Consider the following 26912-nt stretch of genomic DNA (forward strand, 5'->3'; position numbering starts at 1 on the left):
AGGTCCCTCGCTCCGGCCGGTCCGTCGAGTGGCCGGCGTCAACGCCAGCCTGTCACCTTCGACCCGACGCTCCCACCCGAGCGTCCGCCCAGTTGATCAGAAGCGCATGCTCACCATGATGATGCCGGCCATCAAGGCCGCCAGGCCGAGGAAGATCGCCAGGAGGGTGACCACGCCGACCAGCGACCGATCGATGTCCTTGCTCGAGGCTCCCGACACGTTCATCTTCGATCCCGCCACCTCGGTCTTGCCGTCGTCGGACGTACGGGTCACGCTGACCTTCTCAAACGCGTCGGAGGTCACTTCCCCCAGGGGACTGAAAGCCAAGAGAGCGGACACCGCCGCAATCAGCACGGCACCAACCAAGACACTCCGTCTGATCATCACGGCAGCGACTCCAACCCCTCGAACGATGTACATCGTCACGCTACCTCACGGAAACGCTGTATGAAACGACGATTGGTCAGGCCGCACCCGACCCAAGTCGCAACGCCCACTCGCAGAGCCACCGACACGACGTCGCGGCGGCCGAGCTGGCTGCGTTCAACTCTAAGCTGCCCAAATGTCTCGTGACCGACTCGAGGAGTTACTGGACGACCTGCGTCGGCGCGGCGGGCGCGTGACGTCGGCGCGGCGGCTGGTACTGGCCCAGTTGGCCGACGATCCCAAGGCTCACATCAGTGCCGAAGAGCTCGCCGAGCGCCTCCAAGGCGACCACCCGGAACTCCACCTGGCCACCGTCTACCGAACGTTGCGAACCCTGAGCGACCTGGGACTGGTACAACACGTCCACCTGGGTCACGGCCCCGCCGTCTACCACCTGGCCGAACACCACCATGGCCATGTTCAGTGCAGCGAGTGCGGACGGGTGTTTGGGCTTGACCACGGGGTGGTCGACCGTCTCAGGAACGATCTGCTCATCGCTCATGGCTTCGAGATCGACGACCTGCACTTCGCCCTCACCGGACGCTGCGAGGCCTGCCGGTCGGCCGGCGAGACCGGTTAGATCCTGGGAACCGATTCTCGCTGAGCGAGATAGTCCGCCAGGTTCATGCCGGCGATATCCGGGTAGCTCACGATCACGCTCTCAGGAACTTCGAACCCCTCGGGCCTGAGGCGTTCGAGAGATCAGCGTGTCGAAGATTCGAGAAGTACAGTTGAGCATCATCCAGAACGATGCCTCGGAGGTTGGCAGCCACCAGCGTCCGCGACGGCAGGTAGATCCCCGCAAACCTCTGACCGCGCAGGTCAATCCCGGTCAGCTCAAGCGTGGTAGAGATCTGCTGCATCAGGGCTGCCCGGGATTCCCGTTCCGAGGTCGCGGCGACCAGCATTGCCTCGACAACAACGATCGCACCGCCGACGACCCCACCGCCGACCACTGCCAGCCCAAGCTCGCGTAGGACCGACCCCGAAGTACCGGCCAAGGTCATGGCAACGCCAACCGCGAGTAGCAGCGCAAGTATGGCCAAGGCCGAAGCTCGTGCCCGTCGCATCAGCGTTTCCGTGTCCGGCACCACGACCGAAACCATAATCCGGAGCCGTAACGACTAGGTCGAGCGACGACGAGCGACACCAGCAGCTCGCTGCGCCGCGCCATGTAGTCGTGGTGGGTCCGGGCGTCAGCCCTTTCGGGCGTTGAGGAGTTGGGTGACGACCTTGCCGTCGGCCTGGCCCTTGGTGGCACGCATCACCTGACCGACGAAGAACCCGGTGACCTTGCCGTCGCCCTCGCAGAACCGCCCCCATTCGGTTGGATGGTCTTCGATCAGCGTGTCGACAAGGCCCTCCAGCTCCGAGGTGTCCATCGCCTCGAACCCGGCGGCCGCAGCGATGTCGGCGGGATCGCCGCCTTCGGCAACCAGCGAGGCCAGCACCGTCTTGGCCTGCGTGGCCGACAGCTTTCCGTCAACCTCCAGGTTGACCAGCTTGGCAAACGCAGCCGGGTCCAGCTCGGCCGAACGCTCGTCGGAAAGGTTGTGCTCGGCGTGGGTCAGCGCTCTGGCTGCGTTGGCACCGGCCTCGATCGCCGCGAGCACCAACGCGTCCAGACTGCGGTCGACGACGATCGCGATCCCCTCCGGGGAGCCGGTCGGGCCTCCTGCCGAAGTGACGGCCTCGGCCAGGCGGACACGGCGGGCGGCGGGGAGGGCGGGCAGCGCGGCCCGAACCCGCTCGATCCACTCCTCGCCCGGGTCGCACGGCACCAGGTCGGGGTCGGCAAAATATCGATAATCGTCGGCCTCCTCCTTCACCCGGAGGGTGTGGGTGCGACCGTCGTTCTCGTTCCAGTGGCGGGTCTCCTGGCGCACCGTGCCACCGCCCTCGATCAGGTCCACCTGGCGGGCGGCCTCGTAATCGACCGCCCGGCCTAGCGAACGCAGCGAGTTGACGTTCTTGATCTCGCAGCGGGTACCAAGTGTCTCGGAGCCCTGGGGACGGACCGACACGTTGCAGTCCACCCGCATCGAGCCTTCCTCCATCTTGCCGTCCGAGGCTCCGACGGCCACCAGGATCGAGCGAAGCTCCGACACGTAGGCCCGAGCCTGGTCGGCGTCGCGGATATCGGGGCGGCTGACGATCTCCAGCAGGGGCACCCCGGCCCGGTTGTAGTCGATCAGCGAGGACGAGGCGCCCTGCAGGCGGCCGGTGTCGCCTGCGTGGGTGGACTTGCCGGTGTCCTCCTCCAAGTGCGCGCGTTCGATGCCGACGTGCTTGCCGCTGGGCAACTCCAACCAGCCGTCGATATCGATCGGCAGATCGAACTGACTGATCTGATAATCCTTGGGCAGGTCGGGGTAAAAGTAGTTCTTACGTGCGAACACCGAGCGCTGCACGGTGCAGTTGAGCGCCAGACCCACCCGGATGGCCAGCTCCACCGCCTGCTCGTTGAGCACGGGCAGGCTGCCGGGCAGACCGAGTGTGAGCGGGTCGATGTTGGTGTTGGGCTCGGCGCCGAACAACTGCGGTGCGGAGCTGAACAGCTTGGTGGCCGTCGACAGCTCGGCGTGCACCTCGAGGCCGATGACGATCTCCCACTTGGCGAGATCGACCGTGGTGCTCGTCGGCGCCGGAATGCTGAGGGCCGTCGCAGAGTCGTTCATTGCCTGCCTCCGTTGTGCGAGTCGTTTGCCACGTCTTCCCGAGCGCTGTGTTCCAGCACCGCCGCGGCCCGGAACATCGTGGCCTCCCCCAGCGTCGGGCCCAGCAACTGCGCACCGATGGGCAACCCTGCGCCATCGGTGCCGAATGGGATTGACGCAGCGGGGTGTCCGGCCAGGTTGGCGGGAATCGTGCAGATATCGCTCAGGTACATCGTGAGTGGGTCGTCGGTCTTCTCGCCAAGGCGCCAGGCCGGGGTCGGCGACGTGGGGCACAACAACAGATCGTGGTTCCCGTACACCGCGTCAAAGTCGGCCCGCAGCTTGGTGCGCACCTTCTGGGCGGTGGCGTAGAACGCGTCGTAATAGCCGGCCGACAGGGCGTAGGTGCCCAACATGATGCGCCGCTTCACCTCGTCGCCAAACCCCTGGGTGCGGGTGGCGGTCATCATGTCCGTCACGTTGGCTGCCTCCACACGGTTGCCGTAGCGCACGCCGTCGTAACGCGACAGGTTGGAGGACGCTTCCGCGGTGGCAACCATGTAGTACGCCGAGAGGGAAGCCGAGATCGATGGGATCGACACCTCCTCCACGGTGGCGCCGGCCGCCGCCATCACCTCGGCGGCGGCGCGCACGCGGGCGGCGACCTCGGGGGCGATGCCCTCGCCCATCAACTCGGAGATGACGCCGATCCTCAGACCGTCCACGCCGTCATCCAGGTGAGCGCTCACGTCCGGGGCCGGCAGGTTGAGCGACGTGGAGTCGCCGGGGTCGTGCCCACCGATGACCTCCAGCAGCAGCGCCGCATCGGCGACGGTGGTGGCGAACGGGCCGATCTGGTCGAGTGACGAGCCGTAGGCCACCAACCCGAGACGGGACACGGTGCCGTAGGTCGACTTCACGCCGACCACGCCACACAACGAGGCGGGCTGACGGATCGAGCCGCCCGTGTCCGAGCCGAGCGCCAGCGGCACCATGCCCGAGGCCACCGCCGCCGCCGAGCCACCTGAGGACCCGCCGGGCACCCGCTCGGGGTCGTGGGGGTTACGGGTGGGTCCGAACGCCGAGTTCTCGGTGGAGGAGCCCATGGCGAACTCGTCCAGGTTGGTCTTGCCCACGCTGATCGCGCCGGCGGCGCGCAGGCGCTGAACGACGGTGGCGTCGTAGGGCGGCACCCAACCGGCCAGGATGCGGCTGGCACAACTGGTGGCGACGCCACGGGTCACCAGGTTGTCCTTCAGCGCGATGGGCACGCCGGCGAGCGGGCCGGGATCCTCCCCGGCCGCCACCTGCGCATCGACCGACTCGGCAACGGCACGGGCTTCGTCAGCGGTAATCACCAAGAAGGCGTTGAGCCCCGGGTTGGCCGTGTCGATGGCGCCGAGGGACTCGTCGACCACCTCCAGCGCGGAGCGTTCGCCCGAGCGAACGGCGGCGGCGATTTCAATGGCGGTGCGGGCGCTCATACGCCGTCTCCCAGGATCGACGTGACCTTGAACTTGCCGGCCTCGGCCGCCGGGGCGGACGCCAGCACCTCGTCGCGGTCCAGGGTCTTCCCCGGCACGTCGGCCCGCAACACGTTCTCGAGTGCCAGCGGCGTGCCCAACGGCTCGATGCCGTCCAGGTCGATCATCGACAGGTCGGCTGCATGATCGAGGATGTCGGCCAATTGCCCGGTGAAGGTTTCCAGTTCGGCCCGGGTCAGCTCGAGGCGGGCCAACGCGGCCACCTTCGCCACATCATCGGCGCTGATCGGGGGTGATCCGTCATTGGTGGTCACAGGGCGGGGCTCCTTGTTGCGAATACCGCAACATCGGGTGGGGGGTGAGGGCGTGGGGCTTCTGCAGCGGCCGCCAAGCTGGAGGCGAGCGCCGACCGGCCTGCGATGGTACCGAGGGCCGAGGCCATGACGGGAATACCCGAGAAAACCACGATCGACCATCACCGAAAGGGGGACCGTCGTTCCATCGGCTCTCGAAGCCCCCGGCCGGCTCCTGGCGATCGGTCATTGGCGCCGAGCCACGCGAGGTTCCCCCCTATCGTGCGCCAGGGGATGCAAAACGGGGGAACTTCGGGAACCGGTCGCCCGGGCGGAAGCTGCGTGGCCGGCTGCGGGGTACTGGCCCTACGGAAGCTGGAGTGCTACTCGCCCGCAGAAGTGGCGATGGCGTCGGCCATGGCGAGCACGCGCCGGGCGTTCTCAACGTGCAGGTTTTCGATCATTCGGCCGTTGACCGTGACCACGCCCTTGCCCTCACGCTGAGCCGCCTCAAACGCCGCGATGATCTCGCGGGACGACTCCACCTCGGCGTCGGCCGGAGCGAACACGGCATTGGCGGCATCGAGTTGCCCCGGGTGAATCAACGTCTTGCCGTCGAAGCCCATCTGGGCACCTTGGCGGCATTCGGCCTCGAAGCCCTCGGGGTCGCGCACGTCGTTGTACACACCGTCGAGAATGACCTTTCCGGCGGCCCGCGCACCCAGCAGGCACAGGCCCAACCCGGTCAGCAGTGGTTGGCGGCCGGGGACATGTGCAGCATGCAGTTCCTTGGCCAGGTCGTTGGTGCCCATCACCAGCACGGTGAGGCGCTCGGACGCGGCGGCGATGTTGGCGCAGTCGAGCATCGCCTGGGGCGTCTCGACCATGGCCCAGATCTTGGTGTGTTCGGGCGCCCCGCCCGCCTGGAGCCCGGCCTCGATGGCCGCCACATCGGCGGGCGAGTTCACCTTGGGCACCACGACGGCGGCGGGCCCGGCAGCCGCAGCGGCCGCCAGGTCGTCGGCGTGCCAGTCGGTGTCCAGCCCGTTCACCCGGATGGTCAGCTCGCGGTTGCCGTACTCGCCGGAGGTCAGGGCGGCCACGACGTTGTCACGGGCCTCGGCCTTGGCATCGGGCGCCACGGCATCCTCCAGGTCGAGGATCAGCGAGTCGGCGGACAGCCCCTTGGCCTTCTCGAGCGCACGCGTGTTGGCGCCGGGCATGTACAGCACCGAACGTCGGGGGCGCAGAGCTTCGGTGTTGGTTGCGCCGCTCACTGGCCGGACCCCGCGCCCAAGACCGCGTCGGTCGCTGCCTGGTAGGCCGCAGCCAGGTCGGGGTCGCTTGCGCTGAGCGCCTCGGCCAACTCCACGACCACCTTGCACTGCTTGACGGTGGCGTCATCCTGCATCTTGCCGTCGATCATCACCGCGCCGGTGCCGTCGCCCATCTGGTGGATGACGTTGCGGGCCCAGGCCACCTCGGAGGGCTCGGGGGAGAACACCTTCTTGGCGATGTCGATCTGCACCGGGTGCAACGACCAGGCGCCAACGCAGCCCATCAGATAGGCGTTGCGGAACTGGTCCTCACACGCCACGGTGTCGCGGATGTCTCCAAAAGGGCCCCAATACGGGAAAATGCCGTACGTGGCGCACGCGTCCACCATGCGGGCCATCGTGTAGTGCCACAGGTCCTGTTGAAAGGTGGTGCGGGGTGCCTCGGCATCGTCGGGGTTGGGGTCGGCGCGCACGACATAGCCGGGGTGGCCGCCGCCCACGCGGGTGGTCTTCATACGGCGGTCGGCGGCAAGGTCGGCCGGGCCAAGCGACAGGCCCTGCATGCGGGGGCTGGCGCCGCAGATCTCTTCAACGTTGGCCACGCCTCGGGCCGTCTCCAGCAGCGCGTGCACCAGGATCGGCCGCTCCAGGCCGGCCTGCGCCTCGAGTTGGGCAAGCAACCGGTCGATGTAATGGATGTCCTCGGCGCCCTCCACCTTGGGCACCATGATCACGTCAAGCTTGTGGCCGATCGCCGGCACCAGACGGATGAGATCGGGCAGGCACCAGGGCGAGTCAAGGCTGTTGATGCGGGTCCACAGCTGGGTCTCACCGAAGTCGGTCGCCTGCGCGATCGACACCAGACCCTCGCGGGCGGCCTCCTTCTTGTCGGCCGAAATGGCGTCCTCAAGGTTGCCGAGCACCACATCGGCCTTCTTGGCGATGTCGGGCACCTTGGCGGCCATCTTCTCGTTGGACGGATCGAAGAAGTGAATCATGCGAGAAGGCCGGGCGGGCACCTCGCGGACTGGCATCGGGGCGCCGAGAGCGAGCGGGCGGAAGAAATCCTTGGGGGGTTGCATCGAGACCTCCTGGGGGTCGTGCCGGTGCCCGTCAGCGGGCGCGAACACCCTACCGAGTAACGAATCCTCACCGGGAAACCGCCCTCGATGCTAGGTTTGCCGACCGGAAACCGGCGCCGGATCGGTACATGAAGGGGAGAGTATCCACGTGGAGAAGCACAAGTTCCTAACACCCGAATGGGTGGCTGCGGCCACCCAGTTGCGCGAGGACCTCGGCGATGAGGTGCCGCCTCCAGCTCACGTCGTTCGCATGAACCAGGTGGTCACCGACGTGCCGGCCGACGTGTCCGACGGCGATGTCAAAGCCTTCATGGACACCTCGGACGGCGAGATGAAGATGGGCCTGGGTGAACTGGAGAACCCCGACCTGACCGTCACCCTTGACTACGCAACCGCCAAAGCCATCCTGGTCGACGGCAACCCCCAGGCGGGGATGCAGGCGTTCATGGCAGGCAAGATCAAGGTGCAGGGCGACATGACCAAGCTGATGGCCATGCAGGCCGGTCCGATCGACCCATCCGCCCAGAAGTTGGCCGAAGCGATCTCCGCCATGACGGAGGAGATCCAACCGGCAGAAGGCGCCTGAGCAAGATCGCCGACGCTCTGAACGATCGCCACCGGTGGGACGGGAGGGTGGCGTTCGTTCTTGCCGTGCGCAATGAGGAGGCCGACCTGGCGGCCACCGTCGAATCGATTCGCGCCCAGGTGGGCGGTGCCGGCCCGCTGGCCATCGCCGTCGCTCCCTCCGACGACGACACCTGGGTGGTGGCGCAGGCGCTGGCCGCCACCGATCCACAGATCGCCGTGGTCAGCAACCCGGAAGGCTGGGTGAGCCACGGGCTGAACCGCGCCATCGCCGCCACCGACGAAGAGTTTGTGGTTCGGGTGGACGGCCACTGCACCCTTCCCCCCGACTACACCTCTCTCGCCCTCGAGGCTCTGGATCGAACCAACGCCGACGTGGTGGGTGGCGTCCAGTCGGCCGTCGGCGGGCCGGGTACGCAGGAGGCCGTCGCCGTAGCCATGTCGTCACGCCTCGGAGTCGGCAACTCGCGATTTCATTACGGCGGCGCCGAAGGGCCCTCGGACACGGTGTATCTGGGGGTGTTTCGCCGAAGCGGTTTGGAGCGGGTGGGAGGCTTCGACGAGACGCTGCTGCGAAACCAGGACTACGAGCTGAACTGGCGCATCCGCGATACCGGCGGAACGGTCTGGTTCGTGCCGTCGATGGTGGTCACCTATCGGCCTCGGCCCTCGTTCGGCGCTCTCGCATCCCAGTACCGCCAGTACGGCACCTGGAAGCGAGAGATGCTTCGCCGGCACCCGCGCTCCACCAAGCTGCGCCAACTGGTGGCGCCGGTCATGGTGCTGGGCGTGACCGCCACAGCGGCGTTCGCACTCTGGGCCGAGGATGTCCGTTGGTTGGTGCCGGCCGCCGGCTACGCCGTCGCAGTCACCGTCGGAGGCCTCAACGCCGGACGCAGCACGTCGATGAAGAGTCGGGTCAGGGTGCCCGCCGCGCTGGCGGTGATGCACTGGGCCTGGGGCCTGGGGTTTCTGTTCGGCCGCCCGACACCACCGCCCGACACCACGGCCTGAAACAACGGCCTGAAACAACCGCTTACCGGGTGACGAGACGGATCGAGGTGCCCTGGGGGACCTCGGCGCCCACCTCCGGGTCGGTGCGCTCCACCGTGCCGCCTGCAGGCCCTTCGATGCCAAGCACGGTCAATCCCACCGCGCGCACCTCGGCGTCGGCCTCGGCCGCGGTCCTGCCGACCACGTTGGGCACGGCGACGTTCTCGCGAGCTGCCGACACCCGAACCTTCACCTCATCACCGATGGTCACCTGTGAACCCTCGGGTGGCTCGACCGACACCACATAGTTGAGCGCCACCGAGGGTTCCTGCACCGGTTCCACCACCGGCTTCAGTTGTGCCTTTTCCAGTTCGGCCACCACGCTCAACGCGTTCTTCCCCACCAGTTCCTTGGGGATCTGGCGGGGTTTGGCCCCGTCGGAGACCACCAGGTTGACGGTGCTGCCCTTGGACAGCTTCGTTCCCTCGGCGAATTCCGCCGAGATCGACATCACCGTGCCCGGTTTCGCGTCGGCGTTGTAGTCGCTCTCCACGTCACCCAGCTTCATTCCGGCGAACGTGATGATGTTCTCGGCGTCCTTCTGGCTCAGGCCCTCCAACTCGGGAAGCGCAACCAGGGTTGGTCCAAGCGACACGGTGACATCGAGAGACTCGCCCGCCCGCAGTTTGGTGCCGGCCGCCGGATCCTGGGTCAGCACCTCGCCGGTCTTGGTGTTGTCCCGCCGCACCTCGGTGGTGTTCAGCCGCCAACGACCGTCGGCGGCCTGGGCTCGAACCTCGTCCACGGTGGCGCCCACCACCTGCGGCACCTCGGCGGCCGAGGACAGCACAAAGCGTTGGACGCCAACGAGGAGCGCCAACACCACCACCAATGCGACGATCAGCCCGATCACCCAGTTGCGCCGAACCGCCAGTTCCTCTGGGGTCAACGGGTTCGACTCGACACCGGCGGCCGGATCATCGGGCGGTTGCTCGGCAGGCGGTTGCTCGGCAGGCGGTTGCTCGGAAGGCGGTTGCTCGGCAGGCACGGACGAACGCAGCGCAGCGGCCGGCTGCCGGCGCGGGGCCGGTGGCGGCTTGGGCGGGTCGGTCGGTTTGGCCTGGTCGGCGGCCGCAGCGCGGTGGTCGTCGTTTGCTCGACTTGGAGTCGTGGCCCCGGCCGCCAGGCCGACCGAGGTTCCGGGCGTTGCTGCGGTCTGTGCCGCCACCGTCGGCAGCCGATCACGAAGCGTCAGGCGCATGGATTCCAGCTCATCGCTGCGAGCGGTTGGGTCCATGCGGGGAAGCTCGACCTCGCTGCGATCCATCTGTGCGATCAAAGCCATCAGGCCGACGTCCAGCTGTCCGGCGGGCACCCGGCGCTCGGGGTCCGCACGGCCGGTCGCCCCGACCGCCCGGCCGATCCGCCCCCACCTTCCGTCAAGAGTGAGGTCGGTTTCGTGGCGCAGGCCCAGCGTGGCGTTGACGTCCCCGGCCAGCAGCGGAATATCGCCGGTGAGGGCCTCAGCCATGATCATGCCCAGGGCATACACATCGGTGGGTGGACCGGTTGTTCCGCTCCCCGCCTCGGGAGCCAGATAACGAAAGTCGGAGAACTGATGACCAGACTCGTGCGCCAGGATCCACGCCAGGGCTGCGTCGGACACCATCACCCTGCCGTCGGAGGCGATCAACAGGTTGGACGGATGGAGTCGCCGGTGGACCAGGTTGCGCTGCGCCAGATAGGCAAGGCCACGAGAGACGTCCACGGCCAACGCCGCAGTCTGCCCTTGCGACAGACCCTTGCCGGGCAGCATCAGTGCCCGAAGCGGACCGACGGCGGGCTCGGTCACGACGAACAGCTCGCGTTCCTCACCCCAGGCAATCACCCGCACCACGTTTGGATGGTCAAAGGAGCAGGCGGAACGCATCACGTGGCGGAAACGACGCATGAACCCGACATTTCGGGTCAGTGAGCTGGCCAACAACTTGATGGCCACCTCGTCGCCGCTGGTGAGGTCCTCGGCGGTGTACACCAGCGTTGAGCGCCCGCGACCCAAGAATCGCTCAAGCCGAAATTGGCCGGCGATCTCACGACCTCTGAGGGTTTCCGGCCGTCTGGGCGCCATCAGGTGAGAATGCTACCGGGCCACGCGACGGCGGTGAGCGCCCGTGCCCGTGGGAGACTGACAACCATGCTGAGGCCATACGGACCCAAGATCGCCATTCTCGCCATCGTGGCGGCCCTCGTCGGTCTCGTCTGGGTTGCGAACACGGCCACCACCGGCTCGGACGCTGCCAGCCAAAGCCTGCCCGACGAGGTCGACCGGCTGATCCCGGTGAGCGGTGGCACCATCCTGCGTCAGGCGACCGTCGGCATCGACGTCGCCGATGGTTACACGGCCAACCTCACGATCGACGGGGTCACGATTTCCGACCCCATCGAGTTCGCCGAGGGTACGGGCAAGCTGGTTCGCGATGGTTTGGTGATCAACGCCGAAACCGGTGTGATCACCTACACCCCACGGCCCGACGGCCTGGTCGAACGCTTCGAGACCGGCCGGAACTGCGTTGCGGCCAACGTGTGGAAGGTGAACGCCGAACCCACCAGCGGCCGCAACGTCACCTGGTGCTTCTCCGCCGCCTGAGCCGCCCTACTGCTCACCCGTCACTCAAGGAGGGCGGTGGTTCCAGACCGAGCAGCCCACACAACGTGACGGCGCACGCACGTGCCCCGATGATGTCGTGGGGCACGTCGAGCCCGATGAGGCCCAGCGCCCGTGCGGCGGCAACGTTGGACGGCGCATCGTCCACGAACACCGCTGACTGCGGGTCCTTGACGCCAACCCGCTGGAGTGCCAGCCGGTAGATGGCGGGATTGGGCTTACGCACCCCCTCGGCGGACGAATCGACGATGACGTCGACGGCGTCCATGGGCAGACCCGCCTTCCAGTGATCGGCGAACTCGACAAGGTTGTTGGTCACGATGGCGGTCGTCACCCCGGCTGCGTGCACCGCCACCAGCACATCGGTCATCCAGGCGCGGGTTTCGCCACCCGCCAACTCGGCGAGCACCACCCAGGGGTCCAGCTCAACACCGGCGGCAGCCGCGGTGGCCATGATCTCGTCCCGCGCGGCCTGGGCCGAGGTCTCGCCGCGCTCCAGTCGGTGCCACGGATGGGCCGTGTCCACCTCATAGGAGCCAAAGATCCACTCGTGACCCTGAACCGGGTCGATACCCAAGCGTTCGAAGGCCCGCCGGGCCGCCGCAAAAGGCGACTCGGTGAACACCCCGCCGTAGTCAAAGAGCACGGCCTCGGGGGTCATTCGGGCAACTCACCCGTTGCGAGAAACGCAACGAACGCCGGCTCATCCAAGATGGGTACCCCAAGGTCGTGGGCCTTGGTCAGCTTGGAGGCGCCGGGGTCCTCCCCCACCACCACCGCCGTGGTCTTTTTGGACACCGACCCCGGGGACTTGCCGCCGCGCTCCTTGATGGCCGCTGCGGCCTCCTCCCGGTTGAAGCCCTCGAGCGTGCCGGTGACCACCACCGATCTACCGGCCAACGTCTGGGGCAGCGTCGCTTCGCCCGTGCCCTCAAAGTTCAGGCCGGCGACCCGCAGGCGTTCGACGAGGTCGCGATTGTCCTCAACGGCAAAAAACCCTGCCACCGAGGCGGCGATAACGGGCCCGATGCCATCGATGGCGGCCAGCTCGCCTTCCTCGGCCGCCACGATGGCGTCCAGGTTCTCAGAGCGGCGGGCCAGCAGTTCGGCACCGGCGGGCCCCAGGTGCACGATGTTGAGACCCACCAGCAGGCGTTCCAGGGGCCGATCCTTGGACGCCTCGATCGAGGCGGCCAGGTTGTCCACCGAGCGTTGCTGATAGCCGTCCAGCCCTGCAATCGCCTCGAAGTCCAGCGAATAGATGTCCGCCACGTCGGACAGTAGGCCAAGGTCGATGAACCGTTGGAGCTGCCGCTCACCCAGCCCATCGATGTCGAGGGCTCCTCGCGAGGCAAAGTACGCCAGGCGGGCCAGCCGTTGGAACGGGCACTCGGCATTGACGCAGCGATGCTTCGCCTCCCCCTCCGGACGCACCAGGGTGCTGCCAAGCGGACACGGGCAGAGCGTGGGAAACACCCATGGCCGTGTGCCGACGGGCCGTTCTGCCAGCACCGGGGCCACCACCTCAGGAATCACATCGCCGGCTTTGCGTACGATCACCAGGTCGCCCGGCCGGACGTCCTTGGCCGCCACCTGATCGGAATTGTGCAGGGTGGCCATGCTCACGGTGGAGCCCGCCACCAGCACGGGCTCGAGCACCGCAAAGGGCGTGGCGGCGCCGGTTCGGCCGATCGACACCTGAATGTCGTGAAGGCGGGTGGTGCGCTCCTCGGGCGGAAGTTTGTAGGCGATCGCCCATCGCGGCGCTTTCGAGGTGGCGCCCAGGGCCCGTTGTGCGGCCAACTCGTCGACCTTGATCACCACACCGTCGATCTCGTAATCGAGGTCGTGGCGATGTTCCACCCAGTGCTCGACGAAGTCGATGACCCCGTCGAGCGAGTCGAAGGTGGCGGTGTTGGGATTGACGGGGAAACCAAACGACCCCAACCACCCGAGTACGGCGGCGTGCCCGGGCGGGTGTTCGGCGCCCACCAACTCGCCCAGCTGGTAACACCAGAAGCTGAGGTGACGGGTGCGGGTGATCGTGGCGTCCTTTTGACGCAACGATCCGGCGGCGGTGTTTCGAGGGTTGGCGTAGCGGGGTTCGCCTGCGGCATCCCTCGCCTCGTTGAGCAGGTTGAACACGGCCACGGGCAGGTACACCTCGCCCCGAACCTCCAGCACCTCGGGAGCGTCCCCGCCCAGATCGTGGGGGATTTCCGAGATGGTGGCGACGTTGGCGGTGACATCCTCCCCCACCCTGCCGTTGCCCCGGGTGGCGGCCCGAACGAACCGGCCGTTCTCATAGCGAAGCGACATGGCCAGGCCGTCGATTTTCAGCTCACAGCTGTAATGCACCGGCGACGTGACACCTGCCGAGTCGAGGCGGCGCCGAACGCGATCAGCCCAGCCGCGCAGTTCGTCGATCGACATGGCGTTGTCGATGCTCATCATCGGCACTGCATGGCCGACCTCGGCGAAGGTTGCGTTTGCGCTCGTGGCACCGACCACGTTGGTGGGACTGTCGTCGGCGGCCAGTTCAGGGTGCGCGGCCTCCAGGTCGGCGAGTTCGCGCATGGCGGCGTCGAAGTCGGCGTCGGACACGGTGGGGTCACCGGCGTAATACTCGGTATTCCAGCGGGTCAGCGTGCGACGCAGTTCCTCCACCCGTTCCGGTGCCGGGACATCCACACCGTCGTCGGCACCGTTCCGGCGGCCGGCCGCCTCGGGCGGCGGCGTCTCCTCGCTCACGACGGCCCCGTGCTGGATGTGGACACGGGACCGGCCAGCCGCACGACCCCCAACGGCAGACACTCGGCATCGGGGTGGCCCGGGAGTGCGTCACCAAGCGCATCGATCGGCGCGCTGTCGCCCGGCCTGGAGAGGGCCACATCGTCGCTCGCCTCGCCGGTGGTCACGTCCTCCTCCCCATCGAGAAAGCCAACCACCACCTGAAAAGTGCCCCCACGAACGCCCGGCTTCAGGATGAGGGTGCCCCCCACCCCCACGCGTCCGGTCGTGGCATCGGTGTCGCAGCGGTCGATGCTGAGTTCGTAGTCGTCGGCCGGTACCTCGGCTGCCGCCGAACGCAGGTTTACCTCGTCGGCGCGGTTGCTGGCGGCCTCGAAGTTGCCACCGATGCTGTGGCCAACCCCCACCGCCCACAGCACGGCCCCCAGGACGAACACCAGCACCACCGCGCCCAGAATCAAGAGCCTGCGTCGACGCTGACCGGGGGCCAACTCGCTCTGCTCCCACGGCGCATCCTCGCCGACCGGCATCTCGATCTTGGGCCGATCGCTGCGCTTCGCCCCGGTCGGGCGAATGTCAAGGTCCGATTCGGGAGGAAGCGTGATCGGTTCGTCGAGCGGGGCCACATCGTCAAACTGGACGCCGTCATCGGGCCCACGAGCCGGATCGGGCCCGGGTGCGGCGTCGGGCTGTGACGTGTCATCGCTGGGTAGGGGCACGGGTTAAACCTCCGACTTCGACGCTAGCGGGCGCGGTGGGACAATCTTGAGCGATGGATGCCCCTACACCTCTCTGGATCGTGCGGTTCGCCTGGCTCACGCTGCCGTTTCTGGCCTGGGCCGGCCCTGCGGCGGCCCTCGACGGAGCATCAGCCGCCTCGACGGTCACCTTCGCCACCGTTGGCTGGTTGTTGTGGGCGATGGTGCTGGTGTGTTCTGCGCTGGTGCGACCGGAGTCATTGGTGTTGTTGCGTCTGCTGGTGCCGCTGGCCCCGGCAGCCACCGCCATCGGGCTGCTGCTCGCCGCGGGGGACGGCATCCTGGTGGCGGGCGACACCGCCACGATTCTGGCCGTCGTTGGTTTCGTCACGGGTGTGGTGGCGGCAGCCCTCATCATGTTGCCGTCGATCGGCAGGTACTTCCTCAACGGCGACAGCTACGGCGCTGAACGTCGGTACGGCCTTCGTTGCCCCGGCGCGCTGGTGGTGACGATTGGTCCCCTGTGGCTGGCCGGCGTCGGTCTGCCCGTTGGCGCCGTGGCGGCGCTGGCGGCTGGGCGCTGGGCACTCGGGATTCCGGCATTGCTGATTGGCATCCTGTTCGCCGCCTGGCTGTGGGCCGTCACGCGTCGACTCGCTCAGCGATACGTCGTCTTCGTGCCGGCGGGACTCACCCTGGTGGACCCCCTCGCCCTGGCCGATCCGGTGCTCTTCGCCCGCAACCGGACGCTCAGCGTCGCTCCGGCTGCCACCAACCCTGCCGGGCCCGACCCCGACGGTGCTCCGGCGAGCGAACGGGTCGATCTCAGCGGAGGCGCGTTGGGGCTGGCGGTCGAGTTGCGAACCGATGGGCCCACCGAGGTGATCACGCTCAGCCGACCGAGCGACCGCACTCACGGCGACAACCCCCCTGGCAGCCTGAGCGACCGTCTCCAGAACGTCCGCATGGGCGTGCCCAGAGAAACGTCGGCGGTGCTGTTCACCCCCTCCCGCCCGGCCGAGTTTCTGCTGGATGCGCGTCGCGTCGGCTTTGGTCAAGGCTGACCAACAACACAGAACTTCGAATGGCGGAAACGGGCGCCACGGTCTGCACCGTGTCGGTTATCCGCCCGGCTGTGCACCCTGTGACGGGGCCGGTTGCGAAGTGGGTGAGGAAGCCTGCACCTCATCGGTGGCGGGGGCGCTGTTGCGGGCCAGGAACCTCAGGCGGGCGGCCCGGGCGTCCCAGTCGTACACGACCGATGATCCGGCCAGCACGTCGTACAAGGTCCTGCGCCGCCCATCGACCAGCGCCCACAGGAACCCGAAGCCGAACGTGACGAACCCCAGCGGAAACGTCACCGCTCGAACCAGCGCCTTGCCGGGGGACAGCACGGCGCCGTCGGTGCGCACCACCCGGATTCCGAAGAGCGCCATGCCCGGGGTACGTCCGCTGGCCGCCCACGGATAGGTGAAATACACCAACCACCACAGCGCGTAGGCCACAGTGGCCACCGCCGTCGGGATCTTCAAATCCGATGCCTGCCCGTTGATCGCACGATTCCCGGCATCCAGGAAGGCCAGGGTCACGGTGTACAGCCCGTTGACGATGCCCTGGTCGACGGCATATCCCACCAGCCGGGTGACCGGCCCCGCATAGTGACCCTGGCGGGTCACGGCCAGTTGTTGGGCGTCAGGACCAACCGCTGCGCCAAGGCCGGTGCCGGATGGGACGAAGGTGGTCATCGGGGTTCCCCCGGCGCCGCGGCGGCGCCGGCATCGTCGGGCACCAACAACGGGGGCCCCTTCGGAAGCCCCGATCGGTCTCGCCGCAGGAGTCGGGCCATCCACCGATCGACGAAGCCGTCCAGGCCGACGCCCTGTGCCCTGACCACGTCGAGGGCCTCGGACGCCACCCCGCTGGTTGACTTGGCGATGATGCCGCCCAACTCGGTGTTCTGAACCAATGAATCAACGTCGATGCGGCCGACCATGGAGTTGATGTCCACCCGGGTCAACAACGCATCGATGTCCACCCGTTTCATCAACGCGTCGATATCGACCGCCGCCATGATCGAGTCCACATTGACCCGGGAAACGACGCCGTCCACATCGACCCTGGCGACGACGGCGTCGACGTCAACCCGAGCGACCACCGCGTCCACGTCAACCTGCGCCACCACCTCGTCCACGTCGACCCGGGCGATCAATGCGTCGACGTCCACCTTCTCCATCAGCGCATTGATGTCGATGCGGTCGATCAGAGCACCCACATCGATGCGGGCCAACACCCGGTCGAGGTCGAGCCGGTCCAGCAGGTCGTTGAGATCGATGCCGGACAGAATCTCGTTGAGGTCGAGCGCACCGGTGACCGCCGAGGTCACCCGGCCAAACAACCCGCCTCCAGATCCCTGATCACCGTCCACACAACACTTTGCCACCTGACGGCCGGAAGTGCGGCAACCTCCGGGGGTGTCTGCAACCCGTCGCCGGGAACGGCGATCGCTACGGGCCGGGAGCCTGCTCGGCGATGCCGCCGCCGAGCACCACCTGTGCGTTGCCGTCGAGCGGGATGGAATACAACACCACCGACTGTCCGGAGGCCACGTAACGCTCCGGCCGGTCGAAGACGACCCGGTCGTTGCCGTCCCAGGCAGCGTTGCGAACGGCGCCGTGGGCGGCAGTCTGCACCTGCACCCGGGCACCGCGCTCCGGTGGAGAGCCACCGGCCCATGTCGGCTGCGACAGGCTCAGCGCCGTGACCTCCAGGTCGGCTTCGAATCCAACGGTGACCGTGCCCGCATCCAGGTCGACCGCGGTGGCGTAACGACGCCGGCCGCCACCGGGCAGACCCAGCCCCTTGCGCTGGCCGGGCGTGATCAATTCCAGGGCCGGAACGGTGCCCACCTCGGCACCGTCCGCCGTCACCACCCGTCCCGGCGTGAGGTCGATGCGACGCTCGAGGAACGCTCGTCGTCCGTCGGCTCTGGTGATGAAGCACACATCCTGGGAGTCGGGCTTGTGGGCGGTGCGCATGCCCAGGGCATCGGCGCGGCGGCGCACCTCGTCCTTGGTCAGATGCCCAATGGGAAAGCGGGTTCGCGCCAGATCGTCGGCCGACAGCATGTGCAGCACGTAGGACTGGTCCTTGGCGTCGTCGGCACCCCGAGCCAGCCGGGGCCCGTCGAGGGTGGACACGATCTGTGCATGGTGACCCGTGGCCACCGCATCGAAGCCCAGTGCCCGGGCCCGCCGCAACAATTTGTCGAACTTGATGTGTCGATTGCACTCCACGCACGGGTTGGGGGTGCGGCCCTGCGCGTGGGCCTCGACGTAGGGACCCACGACCGCCCGCTCAAAGTCGTCGCCAAGCGCGAACACCAGGTGTTCGATGCCCAGCGCGTCGGCCACGCGACGGGCATCGTCGACGTCGCTCACCGAGCAGCAGCCCGAATCAGACTCGCCACCCCACAGCTTCAGCGTGACCCCCACCACCTCAACGCCGCTCTCCACCAGTTCGGCTGCGGCCACCGAGCTGTCGACGCCTCCGGACATGGCCATGAGCACGCGCTCGGTGGCCGGCGCAGCGCTCACGAGAAGAGCTTCAGTCGCTCGACCGCCGCGGGCACCGCAACGAGGGCGGCGTCCACGTCGGCGTCGGTGCTCGCTGCCCCCAACGTCAGGCGCAACGCCCCGAGCGCCACCTCACGGGGCTGGCCCAGCGCCTCGACCACGTACGACGGCTCCTGTGCGCCGCTTGCGCACGACGAGGCCGCCGTGGCCATGATGCCCGCCCGCTCCAACAGGTACAGCAGCGCCTCGGTCTCCACTCCCGGCAGGCAGACGTGGCAGTTGCCCGCCACCTTGCTCGACCGGTCGGACATGGTGGCGGCACGCTGATCGGCGGTGGCGGCCGCCACACCCGTTTCGATCAGGCCGGGAATGGCGGCCGAAAGCCCGTCGGCCAGGCGGTCACGCAGCGCGGCGATGCGCACCAGGTCCTCGTCGCGATGGTTGGCGGTGGCCCGGGCTGCTGCGGCCATCCCCAGCACCCCTGCCACGTTGAGGGTGCCGGCACGACGGTCGCGCTCCTGACCGCCCCCAACCGCCCGCGGCGACAGGTGAAGACCGTCACGCACCACCAGCAGTCCGATGCCCTTTGGGCCGCCAAACTTGTGTGCCCCCACCGAAATCAGGTCGGCCCGAGCCGCCGACACAGCAACGTCCAGCCACTGGTGGGCCTGCACGGCGTCGGTGTGCAGGATCGCCTCCGGAGCATGACGGCGCACCACATCGGCCACCGCATTCAGCGTGGCGATGGTGCCCACCTCGTTGTTGACGAGGATCACCGAGACCAACCCCACCGTGGTGCCGGCCCTCGTCGCCGCGCTGAGCGTCGCCTCCAGAACATCGAGGTCCACCCGTCCCCGGCCATCGACGGCCACCTCCACACCACCGAGATCACGGGTCGGCTGACGCACCGCCGGGTGCTCGATGGCGGAGCACAGCACGGCCTGGCCCTCCCTCGGGCCGCCATGCCCCACCGTGCCGTAGACGGCCAGGTTGTCGGCCTCGGTGCCGCCGGAGGTAAAGACGATCTCCGAGGGCCGGGCGCCAAACAACTCGGCCAACTCGTCGCGGGCATCGTCGGCGGCGCGACGGGCGCGGCGGGCCATCAGGTGACCGCCCGATGGGTTGGCCCACAGATCGCCCTGGGTGACCCGTGCCATGGCCTCGGCGGCCTCCGGTCGAAGCGGCGTGGTGGCGGCATGATCGAGGTAGTGCACCGGCACGTCCTCCTCGTCCGACGCAATGGTTGATTCGTGCTCGGCACCGGTCATCATGGGCTCCATCCGCCGACCGCCACCGGCTGGTTGACCGCGGCGCCGGTCCACAGCGGTGGCCCGCTGGGGGCGGCCCACCCGCCGGCCGGGTTGGTGACCGCCGTTTCGTAGTCTCCCAACCCGACTGCGGCCAAACCGCCCTGACGCCGCTGATAGGCCGAACACACGGCCGTCAGAAACTCTTCGGCCGTCATCCACGTGGGTACCGGAATGCCGATGCGCGCCACGACGCGATGACCGAGTTCGTTGGTGATCGCCCGGCGGGTGGCCGGATCGAGGGCGCCCAGCCGCAGGAGCACCTCCCGCACCATGCCGTAACCGGCGTCACTCAGCCGTGCGACGTCCAACAGACCGACATACTCGCCATGACCGGGAGGCGTGGGGAACACCACCGGTTGAAGCCGCTTGTCCGATGCCTGGTCGCTGACCACAAACGTTCCGGCCATGAGGTCGCCCAGCCGCTGCGCCTTCGGGCTGAAAAACGAGGCGATGATCGCCAAGGCACCGATGGTCAAATAGATCTCCACCAAGCCGGCGATGGCACGCATGAGCGACTCGGACCATCCCACCGGACCGCCTTCGCCTGAGATCACCCGCAACCCAACCGCAGCCTTGCCGGGGGTTCGGCCCCGCCACAACGCCTCGAACGCCGCCGGGTAACCGACGAGCACCGCCAGGAACGATCCGAAGAACAGGTAGGCGGCAACGGTCCCGGACGAATTGGACACGATCAGTGCTGCAATGCCGAAGATCAACAGGATCACGGCTTGCAGCAACGTATCGAGCAGGCGGGCCAGCAGGCGACTGGGGATACCGGCCACCGGCTGGCTCAACAGCACCGCCTCGGGCGTCACCACGGTGTTTGGGTCCGCAGCCAGACCACGACGGCTGACATCGGCAAACTGCGGGACGGGGCTCACCCGCCTCAGGTTACCGGCCAGGACCCCAACGAGAGCCGCCACCGGTACGCTGGGTGGGTGGATGTCGACCGCTACATCGCCGCCCACCGGGCCACCTGGACCCGACTCGATGAGCTGGTCGGCCGCGCCCAGGTGGCGCCGGGACGCCTCAGCCTGGATGAGACCGAGGAACTGCTCCGGCTCTATCAGCTGACGTCCGCCCACCTCAGCCACGTTCGCACCAACCATCGCGACCAGGTGCTGATCGGCGGCCTGAGCTCCCGGGTGGCCGCCGCCCGCCAGGTGATCTACGGCCGACGGGCTCGGGCCCAGCGGGCGCTCGTGTCGTTCTTCACGGTCGGCTTTCCGCTGGCCGTGGTGCAGGCACGGCGGGCCATCGCCATGTCGGCGCTGTTGCTCCTTGGTTCAGCTCTCGCAACCGGAATTTGGTTCAACAATTCGCCGGAGGCCCTCGACGTCACCATCTCCCCCGAACAGCAGGAGTTGATTGCGAATCACGAGTTCGAGCAGTACTACAGCTCACAGGGCGCAGGGCAGTTTGCGGCCCAGGTGCAGACCAACAACATCCAGGTGAGCCTGTTGGCATTGGCGGGCGGCGCAACCGCCGGCACGCTGACCGTCGCTGTGCTGCTGTCCAACGGTTTCAGCCTCGGTGCAGTGGGTGCGCTGATGCACCAGAACGACGCTGCCGGAACGTTCTGGGGCCTGATCCTGCCTCACGGGCTTTTGGAGATCTCGGCCATCATCGTGGCGGGCGCGGTCGGCCTGAAGTTGGGATGGGCGATCCTGGCTCCTGGCGAGGATCGCAGCCGCACCGAGGCCATCACCAGCGAGGCCCGCAACGGCGTCACCATCGTGGTTGGCCTGGCGATCTGGTTTGTGGTGGCCGGGTTCATCGAGGCGCTGGTGACCCCGTCAGGGCTGCCCGCAGCGGTCCGCATCCTCATCGGCGTCCTGGCCCTGGCCGCGGCGGTGCTGCACGTGCTGGCGTTCGGGCCCGCTGCGCTGGCGCAGGCCCGCTCGGATGACGCGACCGATCCTTGGGAGTCCGAACGCGCCGACCTCGCGAGAGCGGACAAGCTGACCTCCGGCATCGTGGCCGGCACCCCCGCTCCTACAGCGCCCCGCGCGCCTTGAGCCCCAGGTAGGCGTCGGCCAACCGACCGGACAGCCTGCCGACCGGGGCATCGACCACCTGCGCGCCCAACGCCCGCAGGCGTCGGGCGGTGCGTTCGCGTTCGGCCAGCGCCGCCAGCGCCGCCGTCTTCCGGTAGGCGTCCTCAAGCTCCAGCGGTTTTTGTCGTGACCAGGCCAGCACCTCGGGGTCCTGAACTCCGCCGACCAGCACCATGTGGGTGCGGGTGATCAGCGGCATCGCCGGGATCAAGGCCTCCATCACCGCCTGCTCCACCAGGTCGGTCAACACCACCAGCAGTGCCCGGCGCCGGAACCGCGCCACCGTCGTTGCGAAGGCCCCGACGTAGTCCGACTCTGCCAAGGCCGGCTGGAGGGCGTACATCGCCTCGGTCAGGCGCATCACCTGGTCGGTTCGTCGGCTGGCCGCCACCACCGATCGCACCCGGGTGTCGAAGGTGACCAGGCCGCAGCGATCCCCCACCCCGGTGGACACGGCAGCAAGCATCATCGCCGCATCCATGGCGTGTTCCACCCGGGGCACACCGGCCACCTTGCCCGCCATCACCCGCCCATTGTCCAACAGCACCACCACGTTCTGGTTGCGCTCGGTGCGATACGTGCGCACGATGGGCTTGCCCATCCGTGCGGTGGCCCGCCAATCGATGCGACGAAAGTCGTCGTTCACCCCGTACTCGCGCAGGCTCTCAAACTCGGTCCCCGCGCCCAGACCTTTGGCCGTGCGCAGCCCCAGCTGGAGCGACCGGGCGCGATTGATCTTCAGCTCGGCCTCCGCCCGTGAACGGAACGGCGGATACACCCGCAGCTCTCCGGGCAGTTCCACCCGACCCTGGCGGCCGACCAGCCCCAGCGGGCCGCGCAGCCGCAGGCCGATGAACCCCAGGTGGATGTGGCCGCGCCGCACCGGCTCGATGGTGGTTCGAACCTCAACCGTGGCGCTGCCCGCCACCGTCACGGTGGCCCGCCTGTCGGCGGCTCGAAGCGACGGCGGCAGTTCGTCGGAGAAGGTCACCCGAACCCCGGCCCTCGTCGGGTTGGTCAGCCGCCACACCAGAGGTGCCTCGCGACCTTGGGTGGCCGTGGGGGGCAACACGCGCCTCACCTCCAACCTGCTGGGCTTCAAGGTGGCGAAGAAGTCTCCGACGGCCACCACGCCCAGCACCAGGTTGGCGCCGACCAGCAGGCTGAGCGCCGCCGCAGCGTTGGCCGGCGCAACCACGACCACCACGACGGACAGCGAAGCCGCGATCAACGCCAGTCGCCAAGTGGGAACAGGAAACACGGGTTACCTGGGCGCCGGGACGGAGGACAGCACCACGTCGAGGATGCCGTCGGCGGTCGACCCCTCCAGCTCGAGTTCCGGACGCACCATGATGCGGTGACGAAGCACCGGTCGAGCCACCGCCTTCACCTCGTCGGCGGTCACGTACGGCCGGCCCGACAGCCACGCCCACGCCTTTGATGCGGCCAACAGGGCCGCTGCACCCCGGGGCGAAACACCCAGCTGCACCGAGGGCTGGTTCCGGGTGGCACGAGCCAGCGCCACGACGTAGGCCATCACCGGCGGCTCGACGACCACCTTGGCCACATCGGACCGCGCCGCGATCAGGTCGGCGGAGGTGGCCACCGGCCGCACGCCTGCGGCCCGCACGTCATGGGGATCGAGGCCGGTGTGGTGGCGCATCAGCACCTCCACCTCCTGTTCCTCAGACGGGTAACCCACCACCAGCTTCATCAAGAACCGGTCCAGTTGGGCCTCCGGCAACGGATAGGTGCCCTCATACTCCACCGGGTTTTGAGTGGCGATCACGATATGGGGATCGGCCAGTGGGTAGCTGGTGCCCTCCACCGAGACCTGACGTTCCTCCATGGCCTCGAGCAGCGCCGACTGGGTCTTGGGCGGCGTTCGGTTGACCTCGTCCGCCAGGAACAGGTTGGTGAAGATCGGCCCGGGACGAAACTCAAACGAGGCGCCGTCGGCCTTGAGCACCATCTGGCCGGTGACGTCGGCGGGCATCAGGTCGGGGGTGAACTGCACCCGTGAGAACTCCAGGTCGAGCGCTGCGGCGAGGGTCTTCACCATGAGGGTCTTTGCCACGCCCGGCACCCCCTCCAGCAGCACGTGGCCGCGCACCAGCAGCGCGGTCACCAGTCCTGCCAGCGAGCCCTCCTGGCCCACCACCACCTTGCCCACCTCCTGGCGCAGGGCGGAGACCGCCTCATGGGGTGTGCGCTCGGCCGCTGTTCCGAGGGAGGCGGCCGCTGGGGTCGGGCCCGGCCCGTTGGGGTCGGTTGACGGTGGTTCCATGGGTGAGTTCTCCTCTGAGGTCTTCGAGGTCGTTGGCCAGGCGCACCAGCGCCGACTCGGTGTTGATCGGTGAGCTGATCAGCAATGCATCAACCTGTTCGGGAGGCCGTTGCAGTCGCTGGGCCACAGCCCGGGACACGGCCGGGTCAGCGGCCGATTGGTCGATGCCCAGTTGCCGCCGGGCCGACGACAGGATCTGGGCCCGCAGCAGCGTGGCGGTGCCGGCCGGGTCGCGACGGCGGCGCAGCAGGTCGCCCACCGCCTCGGTGTGTTCGGAACCGGCGATCGACACCGGTAACGGCTCGTCCACGTGACGACCCACCCGGCGTGCCCGGGCCACCGCCAGCAGCAGCGCGGCCAGCAGGAGTTGGATCAGCGCGCCCCGCCACTTTGCCGACAACAACTCGAACGGACTCTGGTCGCCGCCTTCGCCCGTCGGGGCACGAAACGGACGAACGATGGCCAGCGTCGAGCCTCGGCCCATGTCGGTCAGCGCCGCCAGCATCGGACCGTTGTCGACAAGGTTGTCGGCGGTGGGGTCCTGGCCTGGCTCAAGGCGTTCGGACAGCGAGGCGTTCTCAAACAGGCTGGTGCCACCAAGCGTCACGATCCGTCCTTGCCCCACCCGGCTCACGACCACCTGTGCCCCGGTCGGGTACCCGAAGCAGAACTCGTCGGACGGCCCCGGCACCACCGGCTCCCCGGGGTTGCGTGGCTGGCTCAGCGATCGCAGCCCGTCCACGGTGCAGCCGGGCTCGTTCGACGGGTCAACCGGCTCGTAGTCGCCGATGTCGGCACCAATGCGGTCCGACGGCTGCCCCAGCACGATGCTGGCGCCCGCCTCTGCCGCAGCGGTCCAACGCCGCGCCTGGTCGGGCTGGGTCGCCCCGGCCGAAGGCACCAGCACTGCGTCGTAGCCGATCACAGGGTCGCCTGCGTCGATCACGGTGACCCGGGTGCCCAACTGCTCCGCAAGGTCGACGGTGATCGACAGGCCACGAGGGCCCTTCTCGTCCGGGCCGAGGGCGCCGCCCCCACCGCCCCTGCCCGCCACCACGACGACGGCCAGCGCCACCACGACCACCCCGGCAACGGCCGGCCCGGCTCGCCGATTCACAGCTGAACCACCTCCACAGGCGTCGACTCGTCGATGCTGCTGGGGGCCCGACCGGCGGCCTTGGCCGCGGCGGTCACCTCGGCACCCCGGGTGCGGGCCGCCTCCACATCGGACCGGTTCACCTCGTAGGCCCCAAACCAGGCGTCCTCAAAAGCTCCTGTCAGCTCACCAAACGTCCCCGACACGTCATTGAGGCCGGCCGCCACATCGGCACGCAGTTCGCCGGTGGTCCGCGAGCGGGAACGGGGCACCCGATTGAGCACCACCAATTCGGCCACGCACTGACGGTAGGTCGCCAACAACGTCTCCCTGAACCGTCCGGCCTCCAGGAGCCGGTCGGTCTCGATGGCCAGCGCCCCGGGGTCATCCAGTTCCTCGGTGGTCACCGTCGGGCCGACCTCATCGGCCTCGCCACCCTTGGGAAGTCGCACCCAACGCAGCGCCACCAGCACCATCGCCCCGATCAACACCACGACGAGTACGCCGATGATGAGATAGCCCAGTGCGCTGACACCCCCGGTGGGCAAGTTGGGGTTACCGATATCGGGCGAAGGCAGCCTGTCGAAGATCCACCTGACAAAAGCTCGAACCGGCTCGAGAAGCCGGTCCATGATCGAGCGTGCCGGCACCACCCTCGCCAACGCCTCGCGCACCTCGTCCGGTGTGGGCGGAGGGGGGCCGTCGCCCAGCCGGGAAATCAGGCCCATGGGGCACTCGAAGCCTGGGTGGTCGGGGCACTGGGAAACTCGTCGACCATCCTCGACATCAGGTCCCAGCCCTCCCGTCGGCAGCGCAGGTCGACGTAGGAGGTCAATGCCACCGAGACGGCGACCGTGCTGGCAGCCGCCGTGGCCAACAGACCCGCCGCCGCTCTTGGCACCCACTCCCAATCGGTGGGAAGCGTGGTGCCGGCGAGCATGTTGACGACCAGGTCGACGACACCGCTGGGCACCACCGCCAGCAATGCGGTGAGAAAGGTCGAGGCAACCACCACCAGCATGGTGCCAAAGAATCGACTTTGGGTGAGCGACATCGACCGGCCCACCGCCCGCCATCCGCCGTCCTCGATGCCGATCACCGGGCCGATGACCAAAAACCAGGTCATGGGGACCAGCACGCCGATGCCGCACACCGCAAAGCCGATGCCCAGGCCCACCAGGTGCAGCACCCACGCCCCGAGCCCACCGCCCATGCGCCGGGCGGTGCCTCGCAACAGCGAGCGCACCTCCACCGGTTGTCCCGCCAGGCGCCGCCTGAGTAGCAGCGCCGCATAAACGCCCAGCGCCAGGGTGCCCAACGACAACCACAGGCTGACAACAACCGACCCGAGCCCGTTCCATCCCGACCCGGCGCCGGTGCCGGTGGGGTCGTTGTTCAGGTCGGCTCCCAGCACGGTGAAGGCCGTGGTCCGTCCGGCCAGTAGTTGTGCCAGCAACGACGGCGGCAGCACCAAAACCGCCGCTCCTGCCAGCATTGCGCCCAACTCGATGCGGAGAAACCCGAAGGCCCCGTCCAGCTTCTCGACAAACCCCATGGGCCCCACCACGAATCCAACGGTGGCCGGCTCATCGCCCGGAGCATGGGTGGTCGGCTGAGCGGGGCTGGAGGCTGGAACGGTCGGGCTCACGCAGGTCAAGTATGACCTCCCGCCGTGGTGT

27 protein-coding genes are annotated in these 26912 nt (G+C 68.1%); 6 read left to right on the top strand and 21 right to left on the bottom strand.

What is annotated here, in order from left to right:
- Positions 1 to 96: 96 nt before the first annotated feature.
- Entirely contained in the window at positions 97 to 384 is a 288-nt protein-coding gene (locus tag MPARV_RS0111365; RefSeq protein WP_157789572.1) for a hypothetical protein, read from the bottom strand.
- A gap of 178 nt (positions 385 to 562) precedes the next feature.
- Here MPARV_RS0111365 and MPARV_RS0111370 point away from each other — a divergent pair, with 178 nt between their 5' ends.
- Complete coding sequence (locus tag MPARV_RS0111370; protein ID WP_020378330.1) at positions 563 to 1006, top strand: Fur family transcriptional regulator; 444 nt, start codon at positions 563 to 565, stop codon at positions 1004 to 1006.
- Positions 1007 to 1079: 73 nt separating this feature from the next.
- On the opposite strand, the gene MPARV_RS22730 is transcribed toward MPARV_RS0111370, so the two are convergent.
- The 6 genes from MPARV_RS22730 to MPARV_RS0111405 all read right to left on the bottom strand — a co-directional run bounded on the left by MPARV_RS22730 (position 1080) and on the right by MPARV_RS0111405 (position 7219).
- Entirely contained in the window at positions 1080 to 1520 is a 441-nt protein-coding gene (locus MPARV_RS22730; RefSeq protein ID WP_157789573.1) for a pentapeptide repeat-containing protein, read from the bottom strand.
- Positions 1521 to 1622: 102 nt separating this feature from the next.
- The gene (gatB, locus tag MPARV_RS0111385; protein WP_020378332.1) at positions 1623 to 3104 is read right to left on the bottom strand and encodes an Asp-tRNA(Asn)/Glu-tRNA(Gln) amidotransferase subunit GatB; all 1482 of its coding nucleotides are present in this window, start codon (positions 3102 to 3104) and stop codon (positions 1623 to 1625) included.
- On the bottom strand, positions 3101 to 4567 hold the full coding sequence (gene gatA / locus MPARV_RS0111390) for an Asp-tRNA(Asn)/Glu-tRNA(Gln) amidotransferase subunit GatA (protein ID WP_020378333.1): 1467 nt from the start codon (positions 4565 to 4567) through the stop codon (positions 3101 to 3103). The genes gatB and gatA overlap by 4 nt, the downstream gene beginning before the upstream one ends.
- Positions 4564 to 4881 carry an Asp-tRNA(Asn)/Glu-tRNA(Gln) amidotransferase subunit GatC gene (gatC, locus tag MPARV_RS0111395; protein WP_020378334.1) on the bottom strand — a complete coding sequence of 106 codons (318 nt, stop codon included), beginning with the start codon at positions 4879 to 4881 and terminating at the stop codon, positions 4564 to 4566. Before gatC ends, gatA begins: the two co-directional genes overlap by 4 nt.
- A gap of 362 nt (positions 4882 to 5243) precedes the next feature.
- The gene (locus tag MPARV_RS0111400; RefSeq protein WP_031278324.1) at positions 5244 to 6110 is read right to left on the bottom strand and encodes an HpcH/HpaI aldolase/citrate lyase family protein; all 867 of its coding nucleotides are present in this window, start codon (positions 6108 to 6110) and stop codon (positions 5244 to 5246) included.
- A gap of 23 nt (positions 6111 to 6133) precedes the next feature.
- A complete protein-coding gene (locus MPARV_RS0111405) occupies positions 6134 to 7219 on the bottom strand; it encodes an HpcH/HpaI aldolase/citrate lyase family protein (RefSeq protein ID WP_012222707.1) in 1086 nt (361 codons plus the stop codon).
- A 148-nt stretch (positions 7220 to 7367) separates the two neighbouring features.
- Between MPARV_RS0111405 and MPARV_RS0111410 the strand changes: the two genes are divergently transcribed.
- Together MPARV_RS0111410 and MPARV_RS0111415 are read left to right on the top strand one after the other, a co-directional pair.
- The gene (locus MPARV_RS0111410; protein WP_012222705.1) at positions 7368 to 7805 is read left to right on the top strand and encodes an SCP2 sterol-binding domain-containing protein; all 438 of its coding nucleotides are present in this window, start codon (positions 7368 to 7370) and stop codon (positions 7803 to 7805) included.
- A 47-nt stretch (positions 7806 to 7852) separates the two neighbouring features.
- Positions 7853 to 8818, top strand: a complete 966-nt coding sequence (locus MPARV_RS0111415) for a glycosyltransferase family 2 protein (protein ID WP_012222703.1) — start codon at positions 7853 to 7855, stop codon at positions 8816 to 8818.
- 22 nt (positions 8819 to 8840) lie between these two features.
- On the opposite strand, the gene MPARV_RS0111420 is transcribed toward MPARV_RS0111415, so the two are convergent.
- Positions 8841 to 10925, bottom strand: coding sequence for a Stk1 family PASTA domain-containing Ser/Thr kinase (locus MPARV_RS0111420; RefSeq protein ID WP_020378336.1), 2085 nt, complete (start codon positions 10923 to 10925; stop codon positions 8841 to 8843).
- A 66-nt stretch (positions 10926 to 10991) separates the two neighbouring features.
- Here MPARV_RS0111420 and MPARV_RS0111425 point away from each other — a divergent pair, with 66 nt between their 5' ends.
- Positions 10992 to 11444: a hypothetical protein gene (locus MPARV_RS0111425; RefSeq protein WP_012222699.1), complete on the top strand. Its 453-nt coding sequence runs from the start codon at positions 10992 to 10994 to the stop codon at positions 11442 to 11444.
- A gap of 13 nt (positions 11445 to 11457) precedes the next feature.
- Here the strand turns inward: MPARV_RS0111425 and MPARV_RS22735 are convergent, their stop codons facing one another.
- Genes MPARV_RS22735 through MPARV_RS0111440 form a run of 3 tightly spaced genes read right to left on the bottom strand, consistent with a single transcriptional unit; the run spans position 11458 to position 14932 of the window.
- On the bottom strand, positions 11458 to 12123 hold the full coding sequence (locus tag MPARV_RS22735; protein WP_012222698.1) for an HAD family hydrolase: 666 nt from the start codon (positions 12121 to 12123) through the stop codon (positions 11458 to 11460).
- Positions 12120 to 14213: an NAD-dependent DNA ligase LigA gene (gene ligA / locus MPARV_RS0111435; RefSeq protein ID WP_020378337.1), complete on the bottom strand. Its 2094-nt coding sequence runs from the start codon at positions 14211 to 14213 to the stop codon at positions 12120 to 12122. The genes MPARV_RS22735 and ligA overlap by 4 nt, the downstream gene beginning before the upstream one ends.
- Entirely contained in the window at positions 14210 to 14932 is a 723-nt protein-coding gene (locus tag MPARV_RS0111440; protein ID WP_020378338.1) for a hypothetical protein, read from the bottom strand. The genes ligA and MPARV_RS0111440 overlap by 4 nt, the downstream gene beginning before the upstream one ends.
- A 53-nt stretch (positions 14933 to 14985) precedes the next feature.
- Between MPARV_RS0111440 and MPARV_RS0111445 the strand changes: the two genes are divergently transcribed.
- A complete protein-coding gene (locus tag MPARV_RS0111445; protein ID WP_031278330.1) occupies positions 14986 to 15975 on the top strand; it encodes a hypothetical protein in 990 nt (329 codons plus the stop codon).
- A gap of 57 nt (positions 15976 to 16032) precedes the next feature.
- Here the strand turns inward: MPARV_RS0111445 and MPARV_RS22740 are convergent, their stop codons facing one another.
- From MPARV_RS22740 to MPARV_RS0111470, 5 genes are all read right to left on the bottom strand, one after another.
- Positions 16033 to 16656, bottom strand: a complete 624-nt coding sequence (locus MPARV_RS22740) for an RDD family protein (protein WP_020378340.1) — start codon at positions 16654 to 16656, stop codon at positions 16033 to 16035.
- A complete protein-coding gene (locus MPARV_RS0111455) occupies positions 16653 to 17336 on the bottom strand; it encodes a hypothetical protein (protein ID WP_012222689.1) in 684 nt (227 codons plus the stop codon). The genes MPARV_RS22740 and MPARV_RS0111455 overlap by 4 nt, the downstream gene beginning before the upstream one ends.
- 79 nt (positions 17337 to 17415) lie before the next feature.
- Positions 17416 to 18504: a tRNA 2-thiouridine(34) synthase MnmA gene (mnmA, locus tag MPARV_RS0111460; RefSeq protein ID WP_020378341.1), complete on the bottom strand. Its 1089-nt coding sequence runs from the start codon at positions 18502 to 18504 to the stop codon at positions 17416 to 17418.
- Entirely contained in the window at positions 18501 to 19751 is a 1251-nt protein-coding gene (locus MPARV_RS0111465; RefSeq protein WP_155852197.1) for a cysteine desulfurase family protein, read from the bottom strand. The genes mnmA and MPARV_RS0111465 overlap by 4 nt, the downstream gene beginning before the upstream one ends.
- Positions 19751 to 20674: an RDD family protein gene (locus MPARV_RS0111470; RefSeq protein WP_157789574.1), complete on the bottom strand. Its 924-nt coding sequence runs from the start codon at positions 20672 to 20674 to the stop codon at positions 19751 to 19753. The genes MPARV_RS0111465 and MPARV_RS0111470 overlap by 1 nt, the downstream gene beginning before the upstream one ends.
- Before the next feature lie 57 nt (positions 20675 to 20731).
- On the opposite strand from MPARV_RS0111470, the gene MPARV_RS0111475 reads away from it, so the two are divergent.
- Positions 20732 to 21811: a stage II sporulation protein M gene (locus MPARV_RS0111475; RefSeq protein WP_012222681.1), complete on the top strand. Its 1080-nt coding sequence runs from the start codon at positions 20732 to 20734 to the stop codon at positions 21809 to 21811.
- Here MPARV_RS0111475 and MPARV_RS0111480 read toward each other — a convergent pair.
- Genes MPARV_RS0111480 through MPARV_RS24765 form a run of 5 tightly spaced genes read right to left on the bottom strand, consistent with a single transcriptional unit; the run spans position 21789 to position 26881 of the window.
- On the bottom strand, positions 21789 to 23111 hold the full coding sequence (locus tag MPARV_RS0111480; RefSeq protein WP_012222680.1) for a DUF58 domain-containing protein: 1323 nt from the start codon (positions 23109 to 23111) through the stop codon (positions 21789 to 21791). The two genes, MPARV_RS0111475 and MPARV_RS0111480, sit on opposite strands and share 23 nt — an antisense overlap.
- A 3-nt stretch (positions 23112 to 23114) precedes the next feature.
- A complete protein-coding gene (locus tag MPARV_RS0111485) occupies positions 23115 to 24137 on the bottom strand; it encodes an AAA family ATPase (protein ID WP_012222678.1) in 1023 nt (340 codons plus the stop codon).
- Positions 24049 to 25254: a DUF4350 domain-containing protein gene (locus tag MPARV_RS0111490; RefSeq protein ID WP_012222676.1), complete on the bottom strand. Its 1206-nt coding sequence runs from the start codon at positions 25252 to 25254 to the stop codon at positions 24049 to 24051. Before MPARV_RS0111490 ends, MPARV_RS0111485 begins: the two co-directional genes overlap by 89 nt.
- Positions 25251 to 25961, bottom strand: a complete 711-nt coding sequence (locus MPARV_RS24760) for a DUF4129 domain-containing protein (protein ID WP_012222674.1) — start codon at positions 25959 to 25961, stop codon at positions 25251 to 25253. The genes MPARV_RS0111490 and MPARV_RS24760 overlap by 4 nt, the downstream gene beginning before the upstream one ends.
- Positions 25952 to 26881: a hypothetical protein gene (locus MPARV_RS24765; protein WP_020378344.1), complete on the bottom strand. Its 930-nt coding sequence runs from the start codon at positions 26879 to 26881 to the stop codon at positions 25952 to 25954. The genes MPARV_RS24760 and MPARV_RS24765 overlap by 10 nt, the downstream gene beginning before the upstream one ends.
- Positions 26882 to 26912 lie beyond the last annotated feature (31 nt).

The organism is Candidatus Microthrix parvicella Bio17-1, assembly GCF_000299415.1.
Taxonomy (GTDB): domain Bacteria; phylum Actinomycetota; class Acidimicrobiia; order Acidimicrobiales; family Microtrichaceae; genus Microthrix; species Microthrix parvicella.